The sequence below is a fragment of the Nonomuraea sp. NPDC050643 genome, from assembly GCF_040654715.1.
Lineage (GTDB): Bacteria > Actinomycetota > Actinomycetes > Streptosporangiales > Streptosporangiaceae > Nonomuraea.
Map to the genome: position 1 here is coordinate 39176 of NZ_JBFAIM010000005.1, position 15287 is coordinate 54462.

Annotated in this window: 13 protein-coding genes; 8 read left to right on the forward strand and 5 right to left on the reverse strand. The window is 72.2% G+C overall.

The features are described from left to right. The first annotated feature begins 89 nt into the window (after window positions 1-89). Together AB0I15_RS07965 and AB0I15_RS07970 are read left to right on the forward strand one after the other, a co-directional pair. Entirely contained in the window at window positions 90-1361 is a 1272-nt protein-coding gene (locus AB0I15_RS07965; protein ID WP_358091656.1) for a bifunctional cytidylyltransferase/SDR family oxidoreductase, read from the forward strand. 26 nt (window positions 1362-1387) lie between these two features. Next, entirely contained in the window at window positions 1388-3127 is a 1740-nt protein-coding gene (locus AB0I15_RS07970; RefSeq protein ID WP_358091658.1) for a CDP-glycerol glycerophosphotransferase family protein, read from the forward strand. 82 nt (window positions 3128-3209) lie between these two features. On the opposite strand, the gene AB0I15_RS07975 is transcribed toward AB0I15_RS07970, so the two are convergent. After that, window positions 3210-4226 (reverse strand): glycosyltransferase family 2 protein, encoded by a 1017-nt coding sequence (locus tag AB0I15_RS07975; protein WP_358091660.1) that lies wholly within the window; start codon window positions 4224-4226, stop codon window positions 3210-3212. Window positions 4227-4306: 80 nt separating this feature from the next. On the opposite strand from AB0I15_RS07975, the gene AB0I15_RS07980 reads away from it, so the two are divergent. From AB0I15_RS07980 to AB0I15_RS08000, 5 genes are all read left to right on the forward strand, one after another. Next, window positions 4307-5752 (forward strand): LCP family protein, encoded by a 1446-nt coding sequence (locus AB0I15_RS07980; protein WP_358091662.1) that lies wholly within the window; start codon window positions 4307-4309, stop codon window positions 5750-5752. A 34-nt stretch (window positions 5753-5786) separates the two neighbouring features. After that, window positions 5787-6134, forward strand: a complete 348-nt coding sequence (locus AB0I15_RS07985; RefSeq protein ID WP_358091664.1) for an STAS domain-containing protein — start codon at window positions 5787-5789, stop codon at window positions 6132-6134. Window positions 6135-6200: 66 nt separating this feature from the next. Continuing rightward, the gene (locus AB0I15_RS07990; protein WP_358091666.1) at window positions 6201-7046 is read left to right on the forward strand and encodes a GNAT family N-acetyltransferase; all 846 of its coding nucleotides are present in this window, start codon (window positions 6201-6203) and stop codon (window positions 7044-7046) included. Continuing rightward, the gene (locus AB0I15_RS07995; RefSeq protein ID WP_358091668.1) at window positions 7043-7882 is read left to right on the forward strand and encodes an LLM class flavin-dependent oxidoreductase; all 840 of its coding nucleotides are present in this window, start codon (window positions 7043-7045) and stop codon (window positions 7880-7882) included. The genes AB0I15_RS07990 and AB0I15_RS07995 overlap by 4 nt, the downstream gene beginning before the upstream one ends. Window positions 7883-7997: 115 nt before the next feature. Beyond that, window positions 7998-8723, forward strand: a complete 726-nt coding sequence (locus AB0I15_RS08000; RefSeq protein ID WP_358091670.1) for a DUF4097 family beta strand repeat-containing protein — start codon at window positions 7998-8000, stop codon at window positions 8721-8723. A gap of 92 nt (window positions 8724-8815) precedes the next feature. Here the strand turns inward: AB0I15_RS08000 and AB0I15_RS08005 are convergent, their stop codons facing one another. From AB0I15_RS08005 to AB0I15_RS08015, 3 genes are all read right to left on the reverse strand, one after another. Next, window positions 8816-9640 carry a hypothetical protein gene (locus AB0I15_RS08005; protein WP_358091672.1) on the reverse strand — a complete coding sequence of 275 codons (825 nt, stop codon included), beginning with the start codon at window positions 9638-9640 and terminating at the stop codon, window positions 8816-8818. A gap of 128 nt (window positions 9641-9768) precedes the next feature. Further along, entirely contained in the window at window positions 9769-10908 is a 1140-nt protein-coding gene (locus tag AB0I15_RS08010) for a hypothetical protein (RefSeq protein WP_358091674.1), read from the reverse strand. Between the two features lie 112 nt (window positions 10909-11020). After that, on the reverse strand, window positions 11021-14299 hold the full coding sequence (locus AB0I15_RS08015; protein ID WP_358091676.1) for a hypothetical protein: 3279 nt from the start codon (window positions 14297-14299) through the stop codon (window positions 11021-11023). Window positions 14300-14686: 387 nt separating this feature from the next. Between AB0I15_RS08015 and AB0I15_RS08020 the strand changes: the two genes are divergently transcribed. Then, entirely contained in the window at window positions 14687-14890 is a 204-nt protein-coding gene (locus tag AB0I15_RS08020) for a hypothetical protein (RefSeq protein ID WP_358091678.1), read from the forward strand. On the opposite strand, the gene AB0I15_RS08025 is transcribed toward AB0I15_RS08020, so the two are convergent. Next, window positions 14877-15287, reverse strand: coding sequence for a VOC family protein (locus AB0I15_RS08025; RefSeq protein WP_358091680.1), 411 nt, complete (start codon window positions 15285-15287; stop codon window positions 14877-14879). The genes AB0I15_RS08020 and AB0I15_RS08025 overlap by 14 nt on opposite strands.

A 15287-nucleotide genomic window follows, 5' to 3' on the forward strand; every position in this document is an offset into this window, starting at 1 on the left:
GGTGGAGCACACGGACTTGGGGGGTACGTAGACACAGCGTAGCGACAGGTCAACGCGATATCACGGAACAGGACCGTTACGCTCGCGGTATGGATTCACGTCTGCGGTCGGTAGGGGTGCTCCTCGCTGGGGGCGTGGGGCAGCGGGTCGGCCTGGGCACTCCCAAGCAGCTCATCGAGGTCGCCGGGCGGACGATCATCGAGCATTCGCTGGCGGTGTTCGAGGCCGCGCCCGAGATCGACGAGATCGTGGTGCTGATGACGCCGGGCTACGCCGGCCGCGTGCGCGAGATCGTGGCCGAGGGCGGCTACCGCAAGGTCGGCAAGATCGTGGACGGCGGCGCGAGCCGTACGGAGAGCACCTGGCGGGCGTTGCAGGCCCTGGGCACCGAGGAGTGCAACGTCCTGCTGCACGACGCTGTACGCCCCCTCCTGGAGCCCCGGATCATCACGGAATGTGTCAGGGCGCTGGAGACGCACACGGCCGTCAACGTGGCGATAGCGAGCTCGGACACCGTCCTGGTGGCGGAGCCGGGGCCGGACGGCGAGGTGATCGGCGAGGTGCTCGACCGCTCGCGGCTGCGGCGCAGCCAGACCCCGCAGTGCTTCCGCCTGTCGGTGATCCGGGAGGCGTACGTCCGGGCCCTGGCCGACCCCGGGTTCGCCGGCCGGCCGGCCACCGACGACTGCGGCGTGGTGCTGCGTTACCTGCCCGACGTGCCGATCCACCTCGTGCCGGGCAGCGAGCACAACATCAAGGTCACCCACCCGGCCGACCTGCACATCGCCGACCTGCTCTTCCGGCTCCCGCCCCCCGTGCCCGAGGGGGACGCCGCAGCGCTCGGTGGCCGGACGCTGGTCGTCTTCGGTTCTCCGGAGCTCGCCACGCTGGCCGCCGCCCGGGGCGCCCGGGTGCACGCCCTGTCCACGGCCGACGGCGTGCGCGTGGAGGACTTCGACTCGGTGGCCAAGGCGCTGGACGACGTGGGCGCGGCCGACCACGTGGTGTACGCGGCGGGTGCGGGTCACTCGGGGGACCTCGGCCGGGCCACCGGCGACGCCGTCACGGAGGCGGTCGGCGGGCACCTGGGCGCGCTCAACGTGGCCCGCGCCGCCCGTCCGCACCTGCGCGGCAGCCTGCTGCTGCACATGCCGCCGGGCTCGGGCGCGCTGCACGCGTCCGTGTCCGCCGCGTTGGCGGGGCTGACCAGGGGGCTGGCCCGCGAATGGGCGTCCGACGGCATCCGGGTCAACTGCGTCAATACCGGCGCCTCTCCGCTCCTCGTCGCGCAGACCTCGCTGGACATCCTCATCTCCGGCCTTTCCGGGCACGTCATAGACGTTCGCGTGGACGGCCCTTGACCTGAGGATTGTTACCGTGCGATCACATGGGGAGACTCATCGTGATCGTGGCGTTGCTCGGCTGCTACCCGGCGTTGCTGGTGTCGGCGCTCTGGCCGGCGCCGGTGCTGTTCGGGTTGGTGGCCGTGGCCTCCTACGCCGCCGAGTGCGCGGCGCCGCGCGTCGCCAGGCCGCTGCCCGATCTGCTCGGCAAGGTGCACCTGGGGATCACGCTGCGCTTCGCGGCCAGGGAGACGATGGCGCTGCTGCTGGTGGCGCGGTCGTCGGGCCCCGACTCGCCGTGGTTCGTGGCGCTGGCGGGCGGCGTGCTCGCCATCCACGCGGTCAGGGCCGCCCACACGGGGCTGGCCATGCGGCTGCGCCAGACGCTCAGCCAGATGCCGGTGACCACCCGCAACCTCGACGTCTCCGCGCTGCGCATCCCCAAGATGCCGCCGCGCTCGCTGCGTGACGCCCGCAGCGTGCCCTTCCTCTACCTGGACGCGCTGCCGGTGCTCGGCGCGGTGGCCGGGGTCGTGCCCGCCACGCTCGGCGCGGGCCTGGCGCTCGTCGCGGGCCTGGCCGGGGCGCTCGCGCTCATCCCGTACGTCCGCCGCGCCACCCCGCTCACCGACGCCGCCAGGGTCATGGAGGTCGTGGGCGAGCAGGTCGAGCGGTACCGGCCCGAGGTCATCCTGTACTTCTCCGGCGCCACCGCCGCCGCCTACCAGGCCAGGATGTGGCTGCCCACGCTGGAGCGCCTCGACCGGCGGGCCATCGTGGTGCTGCGCGAGCGCGGCATGGCCGCGCACCTGGAGTCGACCGGCCTGCCGATGGTGTGCATCCCGTCGTCGGCCGACCTGATGAGCTTCCGCGCCCTGTCCAGCGCCAAACTCTGCCTGTACGTCGCCAACGTCGGCAGGAACGTCCACATGCTGCGCATCCCGTCGCTGCGCAGCGCGTTCCTCAACCACGGCGACAGCGACAAGGAGGCCTCGTTCAACCCGTTCTCCCGGGTGTACGACGAGGTGTGGGTGGCCGGGCCGGCCGGCCGCGACCGCTACCGGCGGGCCAAGGTGGGCGTCAGGGACGAGAACATCCACGAGGTCGGCAGGCCGCAGCTCGAGGGCATCTCGACGGAGGGGCCCGGACTGCCGTACCGGACGGTCCTGTACGCCCCCACCTGGGAGGGCTGGAACGACGACCTGTTCCACACCTCGCTGACCACCATGGGCCCGCGCATCGTACGGGCGCTGCTCGACCACCGGCCGCCGCTGCGCGTGATCTACAAGCCGCACCCGCTCACCGGCCACCGCGACAAGAGGGCCACCCGGGCGCACAAGAAGATCGTGACCATGATCGAGAACGTGGAGCTGGCCAAGTCGAAGGCCCGGCACCCGTCGCGGGCGGTGGCCGGGGAGTCGCCGCGCATCAGGCACCTGATCGTCACGGGGCCGGAGCCGCACCTGTACGACTGCTTCGACGAGTGCGACCTGCTGATCAGCGACATCTCCAGCGTCGTGGCCGACTTCCTGGCCAGCGAGAAGCCGTACGCGGTGACGAACGTCGCGGGCCTGCCCGAGCGCGCCTTCCACGAGCGCTACCCGAGCACCGAGGCGGGCGTCCTGCTCGGCGAGGACCTGTCGGGGCTCGCCGAGTTCCTGGACGGCGAGGACACGCTGGCCCGCGCCCGGATCAAGCTCAGGAGCTATCTGCTGGGCCCGGAGTACCCGGACGCGCTGGCCCGCTTCAACGCCGCCGTCGAGCGGGTCCTCTCCGGCACCTGACCGCGCACGTCCCCGGACCTGAGAAGGACCTCCGCCGGGGTACGGCGAAGGTCCGTGGTGACGGGCGGGGGGTCGGGGCGGCTCAGCCGGGTTGTCGGGCCAGTTTCTTCGGGCTGGTGAGGAATCCCCACCCCCACGAGCAGTGCATGGTCGCGTAGACGATCGGCAGCCGCAGCTTGACCGCCGCCGGCAGCCCGCTGCCGGTCAGCGCCGAGCCCGCCACGATGGCCACCGCGTAACCGCCGGGGACGATCAGCGCGAGCGGGAAGAACGGCGAGACGACCAGCCCCAGCACCATCGCCAGCACGGCGGCGGGCGGCGCCAGGTAGCGCAGGTTGATCGTGCCCTCGTGCGTGCGCGCGACCACGCGCCGCCAGCGGCCGTAGTGGAAGTACTGCTTGGCCAGCGCCTTGACGTTGGGGCGCGGCCGGTAGGAGACCCGCATGCGCGGCTGGAACCAGACCAGGCCGCCGCTCTCGCGGATGCGGTGGTTCATCTCCCAGTCCTGGGCGCGCTGGAAGTGCTCGTCGTAGCCGCCCACCCGGTCGAGCGCCGAGCGGCGGAAGACGCCGAGGTAGACGGTGTCGGCGGGGCCCGCCGTGCCGCCCACGTGGAACGCGGCGGCGCCCACGCCGATCTTGGACGTCATGGCGCGGGCCACGGCCTGCTCGAACGGCGAGACGCCTTCGGCCGCCATCACCCCGCCCACGTTGTCGGCGCCGGTCTCCGCCAGTGTCTCGACCGCGACGCGCAGGTAGTCGGAGGGCAGCATGGCGTGCCCGTCGACCCTGGCGATGATGCCGTTACGGGAGGCGGCGATCGCGGCGTTGAGCGCGTTGGGGGTGCGGCCCGTCGGGTTGGGCACCACGGTCACCCGGGGGTCGGCCGCCGCGATGGCGTCGGCGACCTCCTGGGTTCGGTCTTGGGACGGACCCACGGCGAGAACGACCTCGATCTCACCGGGGTAGCTCTGGGCGAGGACCTGGTCGACGGCCTCGCGGAGGTGCCGCTCCTCGTTGAGGACCGGCATGACGACGGAGATGGGGGGCCAGCCGCGCGTCTCCGCGGGCGCGTGCGGCGAGTCGGGGAACTGCTTCATGGCGGGGCTCACGCTACTGTACGAGCGAGGGAGGAGGGCAATCGAAGGCCCGAACCTCCGGGTGACAAAGGGGGGACGGCATGCGCGACCCGGGCGAGGAGGACGCCGGAGTGCTCGTGGGCGGCGACGCCTACGGCGGCGTCAAACTCACCCCCGCCCGCACCCGCAGGCCGCCGCGCAGGAGTGCCAAGGCCCGCCGCCGCAACGTGCTGATCGCCGGCTTCCTGTCCACGGGCGTGCTGGTCACCACCGGCGTGGTCTGGGCGACCCCGCGCCAGATCGGCACCGTCGACGCGGGCGTGACCGCCCCCGCGGCCCGGGGCGGTGCCGAGAACATCCTCCTGGTCGGCGTCGACAAGCGCGACGACCTCACCCGCCAGCAGCAGAACCGGCTCAAGCTGGGCCGCGAGTCCGGCCAGCGCACCGACACCATGATGGTCATCCACCTGTCGGAGGACCACCGCAAGGTGACGGTGGTGAGCCTGCCTCGCGACACTTGGACGACGATCCCCGGCAAGGGCGACCACAAGATCAATTCGGCGTACCAGTTCGGCGGGCCCAAGCTCGCCAAGCAGACCGTCGAGGCGGCCACCGGGCTGCAGATCAACCGCTACATCGAGGTCAACATCCTCGGCTTCATCGACGTCGTCGACTCCCTCGGCGGGGTCACGGTCTGCACGCCCGTGCCGATCAACGACACCAAGATCGCGCTCAACCTGCCGGCCGGCACGCACCAGCTCGACGGCGTCCAGGCGCTCGGCTACGCCCGCACCCGCGCCACCGCCCGCTCCGACCTCGACCGCATCGACCGGCAGCAGCAGGTGATCTCGGCCCTGCTCAACCGGGCGCTGAGCGCCGACACGCTGGCCAACCCGGGCAAGCTGGCCTCGTTCGTCAACACCACGCTCAGCACGGTCAAGGTCGATCCCGACGACGGCCTGATCGGGCTGGCCACCCAGCTCAGGGACGTCTCGCTGGAAGACGTGAAGTTCGCCGAGGTGCCGCTGGCCAACGTCGACTTCAAGGCGCCCACCGGCGAGTCGGCGGTGCTGTGGGACAAGACGGCCGCCCGCGACATGTTCACCAAGATCAACGCCGACCAAGACCCCGCCAAGGCCACGCCGACCGCCACCGCCAAGCCGTCGGCGAAGCCGACCTCGATCAGTCCCGGCCAGATCACCCTCAAGGTCAAGAACGGCACGATGATCACTGGCCTGGCCGCCCGCGCCAAGACGGCCCTGGCCGACTACGGGTTCAAGGTCCCCGGCGAGCCCGGCAACACCACCAAGAAGGACTACAAGAAGACGATCATCCGCTACGGCGAGGGCCTGGAGGCTGCCGCCAAGGCCGTGGCCGCCGCCGTCCCCGGGGCGGAGCTGCGCAAGGACGACGTCAAGGGGATCGAGCTGATTCTCGGCAGCGACCAGCCGAAAATCGGGAAACAGCAGACCACGGCCACGCCTACCGCCAAGCCGAGCGTTACACCAACCACCAAAACGGCAATGCAGAACATATGTAAGAAATAGGTATAACTATCTGCGGTTCGGGCAGGTGAGGCCCATGGTGGTCAGGTATTGGCGGGAGGAACCCTGTACGGTGCTGCATCTCGTGGGAGACCTCGACGTTGCGGGCGCTCCCCGGTTGCGGGCGGAACTCGAGCAGGCCCTGGCCGCCGCAGACCCGCTCAACCTGGTGGTCGATCTGACCGAGGTGCCGTTCTGTGACTCGGTGGGGCTCGGGGTGCTCGTCGCCACGCTCAACCACGTACAGGAGCTGCGCGGCCGGATGATCCTCGTCCTCGCCCCCGGAATGATCCGTCACCTGCTGACGATCACCAACCTCGACCGGCACTTCGAGACGAGCGGCTCCCTGAGCGAGGCCCGCACGGCGCTGGTCAACGCGGCCTGAGCCGCGAGAGCATGGTGAGGTAACCGGGGGCGCCCTCTCACAGACGGTGAAGGGTCCTCCTGAAGCGTGGAGGCCCTCACCTTGTTCGAGCAGTTCCCCGAGCCCGCGCGCTCGCAGTTGCGCTCCGCCCTCGACGAGGGCAAGACGCGGCCCGAGTGGTGCTTCGCGGAAGGGCAGGCCCGCCTGGCGTTCTGGGCGCCCTTCGCCGGCTCGGAGCCGGTGATCGTCTGGCAGTTCGACCCGGGCCCCGACCCCGTGGCCGCCGCCGGCCTGCTGCGCCGCGGCCTGGCCGAAGCGGAACTGACCAAGATCATCTACGACATCTCACTGCCTCCCGGGCTCACGCCGGTCGTCGATCGGGCGGTCGCGCACGAGGCCCTGCTGGGGGCCGGGTTCGCCATGGAGGTCGAGCGGCTGATGCTGGAGTGGGTGGCGGGCACGGACATTCCCGCAGATCCCGGGCGGCTCACCTACCGCCCGGGACGCCCCATGGACCCCTCCGAGGTGATCGACCTCCTCGTACGCGTCTCCGAGGGCTCCCTCGACTACGACACCCAGGTCGAGGTGGCCGCCGGCGGCGCGGAGAAGGAGGCGCGATGGATGTACGACGACCTGATGAGCCGCAAGGCCAAGCCCGACTGGTTCGTCATCGGCCACCTCGGTGACTCCCCCGTCGGCCTGGTGGCCCCCGACGACCACTCCATCGCCTACATCGGCGTCGTGCCCGAGCACCGCGGCCATGGCTACGTCCACGACCTGCTGGCCCACGGCACCCGCACCCTCTCCGAGGCCGGCGTGCGGCGCGTCGTGGCGGCCACCGACGTCGCCAACGTCCCCACCGCGAACGCGTTCCTGCGTGCCGGATACTCGGAGACCGGCCGAATGTTCCGCTATTACTGGAGGGCATCGTGAGACTCGGAGTCATGTTCGACCGGGAGCTGCCGCCCGAGCAGCTCATCCCGTTCGCGAAGGCGCTCGACGAGACGGCGGTCGACGACCTGTGGGTGGTGGAGGACCTGGGCTGGACCGGCGGCGTCTCCGCGGCCGCCACGGCGCTCGCGGTCACCTCCCGGCTGCGCGTCGGCATCGGCATCACCCCGGCGCCGCTGCGCAACCCGATGCTGCTGGCGATGGAGCTGGCGAACCTGGCGCGCGTGCACCCCGGCCGGCTCGCCGCCGGCATCGGGCACGGCGTCGGCGAGTGGATGCGCCAGGTGGGCGTCGCCCCGCCGTCGCCACTCGCCCTGCTGGAGGAGACGATCACGTCGGTACGCGCGCTGCTGCGCGGCGAGACCGTCACCCTTGACGGCAGATCGGTGCATCTGGACGGCGTGTCGCTCGTGCACCCGCCGGCTGAGCCGCCGCCCGTCCTCGCGGGCGTGAAGGGGCCGCGGTCGCTGGCGCTGTCGGGCCGCGTGGCCCAGGGCACGATCCTGCCCGAGGGCATCGGGCCGGAGCAGTTGCCCGAGATCCGCGACCAGATCGGCGGTGACGAGGACCACGAGCTGGTGGTCTTCACGTTCCTGCACACCGGCCCCGGCACGGCCGAGGCCACCGGGGCGGCGGTGGCCGGGCAGGCGGGATACCTCGGGGTCACCCCCGAGGAGGTCGTCATGGCCTCGGGGACGGCGGAGGAGGCCGCGGCGCGGGTCAAGAGCCTGTGGGCGGCCGGGGCCGACACGGTCGCCGTACGACCTCTGGGCGCCGACCCGCTCTCCCACGTCGCCGCCCTGCTGTCCGCCCTGTAGGCCCTTTCCCGTAGGCCCTTTCGCGTCCGGCGGGCGGAGACCGGCCGAATGGTCGATGGGCCGTCGGCCGGATGGCCGATGGCCCGCGGGCGGCGCTCGGCCACGATCGGGTGTCATGAGGCGAATCGCGGCATCAGCGGCCTGCGCGGCCGTCGTGGCAGTGGCGACCGGCGGTTGTGGTGTGGACCTGGACGCCGAAGAGGTCCACACCACCCAGTCGTTCCCCTTCGCGGGGAGCGGCCTGACGATCAGATCCAGTTTGGGCGGAGTCCGCGTCCTGCCCGGCACCGGCGGAGCCGTCCAGGTGGAGCGCTGGGTGCGCGGCAAGGCGGCCGACGACCCCACCTGGTCGCTCCGCGACGGCACCCTCCGCCTGGGCGCGAACTGCAGCATGGTCTTCGGCGACTGCGGCGCCCGCTACCACGTCAAGGTCCCGCCCGGCGTGCGGCTGTCGGTGGACGCCGCGGACGGCGTCATCCTGAACGGCCTGGCCCAGGACGTGGACGTGGTCAGCAGGGACCGCATCCAGGTGACGGGCGTCTCGGGGCGGCTGCGGCTGCGCAGCGAGGGCCCGATCACCGGGGAGGGCCTGAAGTCGGCGTACGTCAGGTGCCGCACCTCGGACGGCGCGATCGACGTGACGTTCGCCGACCGGCCCACCACGCTCGACCTGGAGTCCGGCGACGGCAGGGTGACGGCGACCGTGCCCACCGGCTCGTACGCGGTGACGGTCAGGAGTAAGGACGGCAGCGAGCGCTCCGAGATCAAGCACGACCGCGAGAGCGCCAGCACCATCGTCGCCCGCAGCACCTCGGGCGACGTCCGCGTCCTGGCCAAGTGACCGGTGGCATCGTGGCGGGCGGCCCCCGCATCCGCTCTTCTGAGCGGAGGGCCGCCCGCAGCCGCTCTTCCGGGCGGCCCGTCCCGTCCGGGCTACTCCCAGATGGCGGCGTACCTGCCGTTCTCGGCGTTGACCTGCACGGGCCGGAACCCCTTGCCCTTGAGGTCGTCGAACCGCTTCTGGTAGCCGGAGGCGCTCAGGTCGACGTAGTGGGCCCAGTCCTCGACCCCGTCCTTGCGCCACACGGCGGCGTACGTCCCGTCGGGTGCCACGGCCACCTTGACCGGCCGGTAGCCCTGGTCCTTCCTGGCGTAGAACTCGGCCTCGTGCTGCCGCCTCGTCTTGCCGTAGGTGAAGGACCAGGCGTCGCCGGAGCCGGCGCTCCACACGCCGACGTAGCGGACGTCGCCGGCGGTGCCGTACGCGTCGATGGAGGTCAGCGTGAGCCCCTGGGAGGCGGCCCTCTTGCCGGCGGCGGCGAAGCGCGGCCCGGTGAGGCCCGACTTGGCCAGGAACTTGCCGCTCCTCTTCTCGAAGATCGCGGTGAACACCGGCGAGCCGGCCGGCCCGGTGGCGGAGACGGAGACGGGCCGCACGCCCGCCTTCACCCCGGCGTCGAACCGCTTCTGGAACGCGCCGGCCGACATACCCTGCCAGATGCCCCACTTCGTGGCGGCGCCGTCCTTGACCCAGACGGCGGCGTACCGCTCTCCGTCGGAGACGTTCACCGTGATCGGCCGGTAGCCCTGGGCCTTGAGCCGCTTGACCCGCGCCGCGCTCTGCCCGGCGCTGACGCCGTGGTAGGCGACCCACGCCGGCGCCGTCCGCGCACCGGCGGCGGGCGCCGCCGCCACCATCGGCGCGGCGGCCCCGGCCAGCACGGACGCGACTAATGCGATCTTCCCTGTGGTCCGCATGACCCTCCCATGCAGGGGTTCTTTACTCGTTCAAAGCGGGATAACGGATGACCTTAACGCAGTCACTCGCCTCCCAGCCGACCGCAGGGCCACCGTCCGGACTTACCGGCCGGACTTACCGGCCGGACTTACCGGCCGACCTGCTCGAAGGGCGTGGGCGTCTGGCCCGTCCAGCGGTAGAGCTGCGCCTGGCCGGTGTGCTTGGAGACGCCGTCCTCGGTGACCGTGCCGGCCTTCGAGACGTAGTAGCGGCCCTGGCCCAGCGAGATCAGGCCGTACTCGCCGGTGAACTCCCAGCCCCGGACGCCCGTGGCCGCGTGCTGGAGGCCGCCGGGGGCGAGGGTCAGCAGGTCGCCCTGCTCGCCCGGCTGGGGCTGGCCGACGATCTCGCCCTTCCTGGGCTGCGCGCCGCCGTCCACCATGAAGAAGGAGTAGTTGGGGAACTGCGGCTTCTTGCCCTTGTACACGGCCATCATCCAGTTGCCGGTGTGCTCGTCGTACTCGAGGTTCTGCACGCCGTAGGTGGTGTTGCCGGTGTAGGCGAAGTACTTGCCGTCGGGCCGCTCGGGGCCGCTCTTGTGCGGGGCGCTCTCGGTGAGGGGCTGCTCGAACCGCTTCCAGCGCTGGATGTCGTACTGGAGCAGGACCTGGTGGTCGTTGTCCTGCCTGGTCACGTTGGAGTAGATGCCGTAGGCGACGGTCAGCTTCTGCTTGCCGCCCTTCTTGCCGAACTCGGGGCCGAAGGAGACGCCGTCGATGCCGCTGCACCCGTACCGGTGGTCGGGGGTGTTGGCGATGTTGCCGTCGAACCTGCCGTCACCGTTCATGTCGGCGGCGTAGTCGGCCACGACCTCCTTGAGGTAGACGGTCTTGACGACGTCGCTGGTCTGGGCGTCCATGTTCATGCTGGTGACGCGGTCGACGTCGAAGATGGCGATGTAGAACGACTCCTGCTCCTTGTACTCCAGGGAGCCGTACACGCGGCCGTCCTGGGCGTTGAAGTCCAGGTCTCCGAGGTGGCCGGTGAAGCCCGTCACCGAGCCGACCATGTTGCCCTTGAGGTCGGTCTTGACCAGGAGGTTGGTGAAGGAGAAGTACATGAACCCCTTGCGCTGGTCGATGGCGATGCCCTGGACATGGCCCGCGGTCCAGGCGCCGCCGTCGATCGAGGCGGGCAACTCGAAGTCCGGGCGGTCGGCCAGGGCCGGGGCGGCGAGCAGGCCGAAGGAGGTGGTGGTGGCGAGGGCGAGCGTCAGGAGTTTGCGCATGGTGCGATACCCGTTTTCTGGTATTCGGTTAAGACCGAAACCTGACGCTATACCGACCTCGTGATGATGTCTGACAATTGCCTGAACTAGCGGTGAAGTCCCGCAAAACTACTCATTCCTCGGCTGTTCGGACACGTAGCGCCTGGTGGGCGACCTCGGGGAAGCCGCTGGCGCGTACCCGCCGCAGCAGTTCCCGCCACGGCTCCGCCCACCCCGACCGGGGCCCGCACGACGCGACCAGCGCCGTAGCGAGCAACGCGCCCGCCTCGCCCTCGGCGGCCAGCCACCGCGCGTGCCGCAGCACCCGCTCGACCGGTACGAGCCGCGCCGACTCCGCGAGGGCCTGCCCCACCTCGACGGCGGCCAGCACTCCCCCGATCGACGGGAGCAGCCGCGCCAGCACGGCGCGCGGGGCGTCCCAGTCCACGGTGGCGGCCAGCAGCTCGGCCGCCAGGTTCGCCGGGAGATCATGGGCCACGTTCGGCACCGGCTCCCGCTCGATCCGGTGCCACAGGCACAGGCCCGTCACGACGGCCTCCAGGCGCTGGGTGGCGGGGCGGTCGCGGCCGGCCCCGGCGTCGGGCTCGGCGGGCGCGGCGTTGAGGGTGCGTACCGCCCGCCTCAGCTCCTCCAGCCCGAACCCGGAACACGCCCCGGTCACCAGCCCGCGGACGGCGGCCCGCCAGTTCGCGCTCTCGCCCAGCTCGCAGACGATGTCGGCCAGCCGCGCCATGCCCTCGGACGCGTAGGCGGCCCAGTGGCGCAGCGCCTCGACGGCGGCCGAACGGGTCAGCAGGTCCCCGGAGCGCGTGGCGGTGACGATCAGCCCTCCGTACGCGCTCCGCCACCGCTCCGGCACGCTCAGCGGAGGCGTCCGGAGCACCGGGGCCGCCAGTTCGCCGCCCGCCGCCACCGCCTCCTCGAGCAACTGCCAGGCCCCGGGTTCGGCGAGCAGGTCCAGGACCGCCGACACGATCGCCGCCCGCACGTCCTTGTGCTGGCCGTCGACGTCCCACAGGCCGCGCAGCACCCACATGGCGTCGGGGGCGCGGTGCCGGGCGAGCAGCCGGACCGCCTCCTTGCGCGCGGTGACCTTGCCCTCGGCCAGCACGGGCTCCAGCGCCGCCGCCAGCTCGGCGGGCCGCACGAACCGGGCCGCCCGCACCGCCGCGTACACGGCCACGTGCGCGTCGTCCCCGCCCGCGTGCGCGAGCAACTCGGCCAGCACCTCCTGCGGGCGCGCGGTCCACGGCAGCGCGGTGAGCGCCGCCCGCCGCAGCAGGGCGTCCCCCGACTCCAGGTAGGGCCGCAGCCGCCCGGCCTCGACCGCGGGCACCTCGCCCATCCTGCGCACGGCGTCCGCGCGGTCGAGCGCGGGCAGCGCCGTGTTCCCCGCGACCCGAGCCATCAACCGCAGGTACGCCTCGCGCTGCCGCGCCGTCCACCGAGCCACGGCCTGGCGGGCGGCGTACCGCAGTTGCCGCACACCGCTCCTGGCGAACCGGCCCACCGGGTCCGGCCCTTCCAGCACGGCCGCCAGCAGATCCGTACGCTGCCACGCCAGCACGTGGAACACGCCGCCCAGCACCACCACGGACGGATCCGCCGCCAGCAGCGCCGCCACCCGCTGCCCCCGGGTGCGCGGCGGCGCCAGCCAGTGATCGATCGCCCGGAGCGCGTCCCCCTCGCGGGTCGCGCCCAACGCGCGCTCCAGCGCCCGCTGCAGCTCCGGCAGGTCATGGCCGCGCCGGTCGAGGGCCGCGGCGAGCTGGAAGGCCAGCTCGTGCCGGTCGCGATCGGCCTCCGCCTCCAGGTACGGCGCCAGCCTGCGGATCAGCACGTCCTCCTGGCCGCGCCGCAGCACGTGCGGCAGCCGCCCCAGCGAGACCGACCCCACGTGCCCGGTCAGCCGCTCGAAGACCCGCATGCTGTAGTCGAGCAGCGCCCCGTCGTCCCGCCTCGCGCCCTCCTCGAAGACCTGGGCCGCCAGGCGGGCGAGGGCGAGCCGGGTGGGGTGGGAGCAGTCGCGGGCGGCGAGCGCGTCCTCGACCAGCCGGTCCAGGGCGGGCACGTGGGCGGCCCGGAACAACTTCGGCGGGATCTCGGCCAGCGCCCCGATGACGGTCTGGCGTACCGGGTCCTGCTCGTTGCGCAGCCGGTCCAGCGCGTCCAGCAGGCGGGTGAGCACCTCGGGGTCCCGGTCGCGTCCGGCGCAGGCGATCAGCTCGCGGTAGCCGCCGGCGCGGTCGAGCGCGTCGGAGCGGCGGGTGGCGGCGCGCAGGACGGGCTCGGCCTCGGCGTACGGGAGGAAGGCCGTGGTCCCCAGGACGCGGTACGGGCTCTCGGCGACGAGCCGCAGCCCGAGCATGCGACGCGCCTCGGCGACGCGGCGGCGCAGGGGCAGGATGTTCAGCAGGTCCTCGGAGTGGATCGCCTGCGACAGGTCGACGCCCGCCATGGCCGCGGTGAACACCGCGTCCCTGCGGCCGGGCGGCACCGCCCGCAGGAGGTCGATCACCGCGTCCTCGTCGTCGCGTACCGCCTGTCCCAGCTCGCCCAGCTCGGCGTCGGTGAGCGCGGCCAGCCGATCCCGTACGGCGCGCCGCCCGAGCAGCCCCGCCAGCCGCGACTGCCGCCCGGGGGCCAGGTAGAGGGCCAGCGTACGCACCGGGTCGGCGTCCAGGAGCAGGCCCGCGCAGCGCCAGTCGCGGTCGATCCAGTGCCGCTCCAGCAGCGCGATCACCCGCTCGGGCGCGTGCCGGGCGGCGGCCTCGACACCGGGGCCGAGCGCGAACCACCACGCCCGCCGGAGCTGGCGGGGCAGTCCCGGCAGCACCGACTCGGCGTGGGCGAGCACGAGCAGCGGGTGCCGCCTGCCGAGCGCCTTCCAGTTCGGCACCGCGTGCGCGAGGCCGGCGAGCTCGTCCGCCACCACCTCGGCCGGGCACGCGCCGAGCAGGCTCGCGGCCTCACGGTCGCCCCACCGCTCGCGTACCTCGTCGATCAGCCGCTTGGCCAGATCGCTCCGGTGGTTGCGCCTGATGGCCTGGTAGGCGACCGTGCGCTGGGCGACGGGGGCGGTGCGGGCGATCTCCAGGACGGCGTCGTCGGGGGCGCCGAGCCTGACCGCCTGGCCTATCGCGTACCGGGCGATGTCGGGGTCGGGGTCGGTCGTGGCGCGCGTGACGTACGCGACCTCCCGCGCCATCGCGGCCAGCCGCACGCCGAGAAAGCGTTCGTACTGGCCGCGCTCGGCCAGGCCGTCCAGCAGGGCCGGCAGCTCAGGGTGCCCGGCGAGTTCCTTGGCGTACCCGGCCAGGCGACGGCATCGCTGCCCGTGGGACAGCGGTTCGACGTCGTTGAGCAATCCGTCTACCGAGAGAGGGCGCATAACTGCCTCATTATGGTGATGCGAACTCGCCCGGTCAGTCCATTTCCGGCTATCTGCGGACATGGCAGGCAGCCAAGTCACCCAGGCAGGCCGTCGGCTCGAGTCACCCGGCCGGTCGGTCGGTGGAAGCGTGTGAGCGACCACCCCGTGCGCCATTCGAGGACGGCCGGTCAGGCCTTTGGGTCCTGGCAAGACCGGTTCCCGTGGTTATCGTGCGAGGCGGGGAGGTGAGCCGTACATGATCGCGACCGTCGGGCTCTGGCTCAGCGTCATCGCCGCCGGCCTCTGGTCCGGCCTCCTGCTCACCCTGACCACGATCCTGCACCCGACGTTCGTCCGGCAGCCGGCCCGGCGTTCATCCTCGGCGTCCTGGGCCTGGCCGCCACAGTGGCCGGCCCGCTGCTCACGTCCCGATTCCTGGCCGAGCCGAACTACGACGTCATCCTGAGCTGGAACCCCGACGCGATGCCGGACGACTGGCAGGCGGCGCAGCGCCTGTGGACACGCCTGAACTGGATCCGCGCGGCGCTGACCTGGCTGGCGTTCGCCCCCTTCGTCCTGGCCACACACGCCCACCTCACGTCCCGATAGCGACCAGCTCCACCTCGAACCCGTCCTCGTCCTCCAGGTAGGCGGCGTAGTGCCGCTCGCCGCCCGCGTACGGGTGCCGATCGGGGAACATCAGCGTCCAGCCATGCGTCGGAGCCCGCTCGACCAGCGCGTCCACCTGGTCACGTCCGCCGACGTGGAAGGCCAGATGGTTCAGCCCCGGGCGGCGGCGATCGTGCCGGTCTCCGATGAGGGCGGGCGACCGCTCGAACACCAGGTACGTCGCCCCCAGCCGCCAGCTCCGCCCGCCCTCCCAGTCCTGGTGGAGGGTGTAACCGAGCGCTTCGAGCAGCCACTGCCAGCTCCCGACGGCCCGCTCCAGATCGGGGACCCAGATCTCGACGTGATGCAACGTTCCGGGGACGGGCTCGTCGGTCAT

Excerpts from the sequence above, each read along its gene's own strand:
- AB0I15_RS08010 (WP_358091674.1), bottom strand. The coding sequence starts at position 10,908 with ATGCGCAAACTCCTGACGCTCGCCCTCGCCACCACCACCTCCTTCGGC.
- AB0I15_RS07985 (WP_358091664.1), top strand. The coding sequence starts at position 5,787 with ATGGTGGTCAGGTATTGGCGGGAGGAACCCTGTACGGTGCTGCATCTC.
- AB0I15_RS07975 (WP_358091660.1), bottom strand. The coding sequence starts at position 4,226 with ATGAAGCAGTTCCCCGACTCGCCGCACGCGCCCGCGGAGACGCGCGGC.
- AB0I15_RS08000 (WP_358091670.1), top strand. The coding sequence starts at position 7,998 with ATGAGGCGAATCGCGGCATCAGCGGCCTGCGCGGCCGTCGTGGCAGTG.
- AB0I15_RS08015 (WP_358091676.1), bottom strand. The coding sequence starts at position 14,299 with ATGCGCCCTCTCTCGGTAGACGGATTGCTCAACGACGTCGAACCGCTG.
- AB0I15_RS08005 (WP_358091672.1), bottom strand. The coding sequence starts at position 9,640 with ATGCGGACCACAGGGAAGATCGCATTAGTCGCGTCCGTGCTGGCCGGG.
- AB0I15_RS08025 (WP_358091680.1), bottom strand. The coding sequence starts at position 15,287 with ATGACCGACGAGCCCGTCCCCGGAACGTTGCATCACGTCGAGATCTGG.
- AB0I15_RS07965 (WP_358091656.1), top strand. The coding sequence starts at position 90 with ATGGATTCACGTCTGCGGTCGGTAGGGGTGCTCCTCGCTGGGGGCGTG.
- AB0I15_RS07980 (WP_358091662.1), top strand. The coding sequence starts at position 4,307 with ATGCGCGACCCGGGCGAGGAGGACGCCGGAGTGCTCGTGGGCGGCGAC.
- AB0I15_RS07970 (WP_358091658.1), top strand. The coding sequence starts at position 1,388 with ATGGGGAGACTCATCGTGATCGTGGCGTTGCTCGGCTGCTACCCGGCG.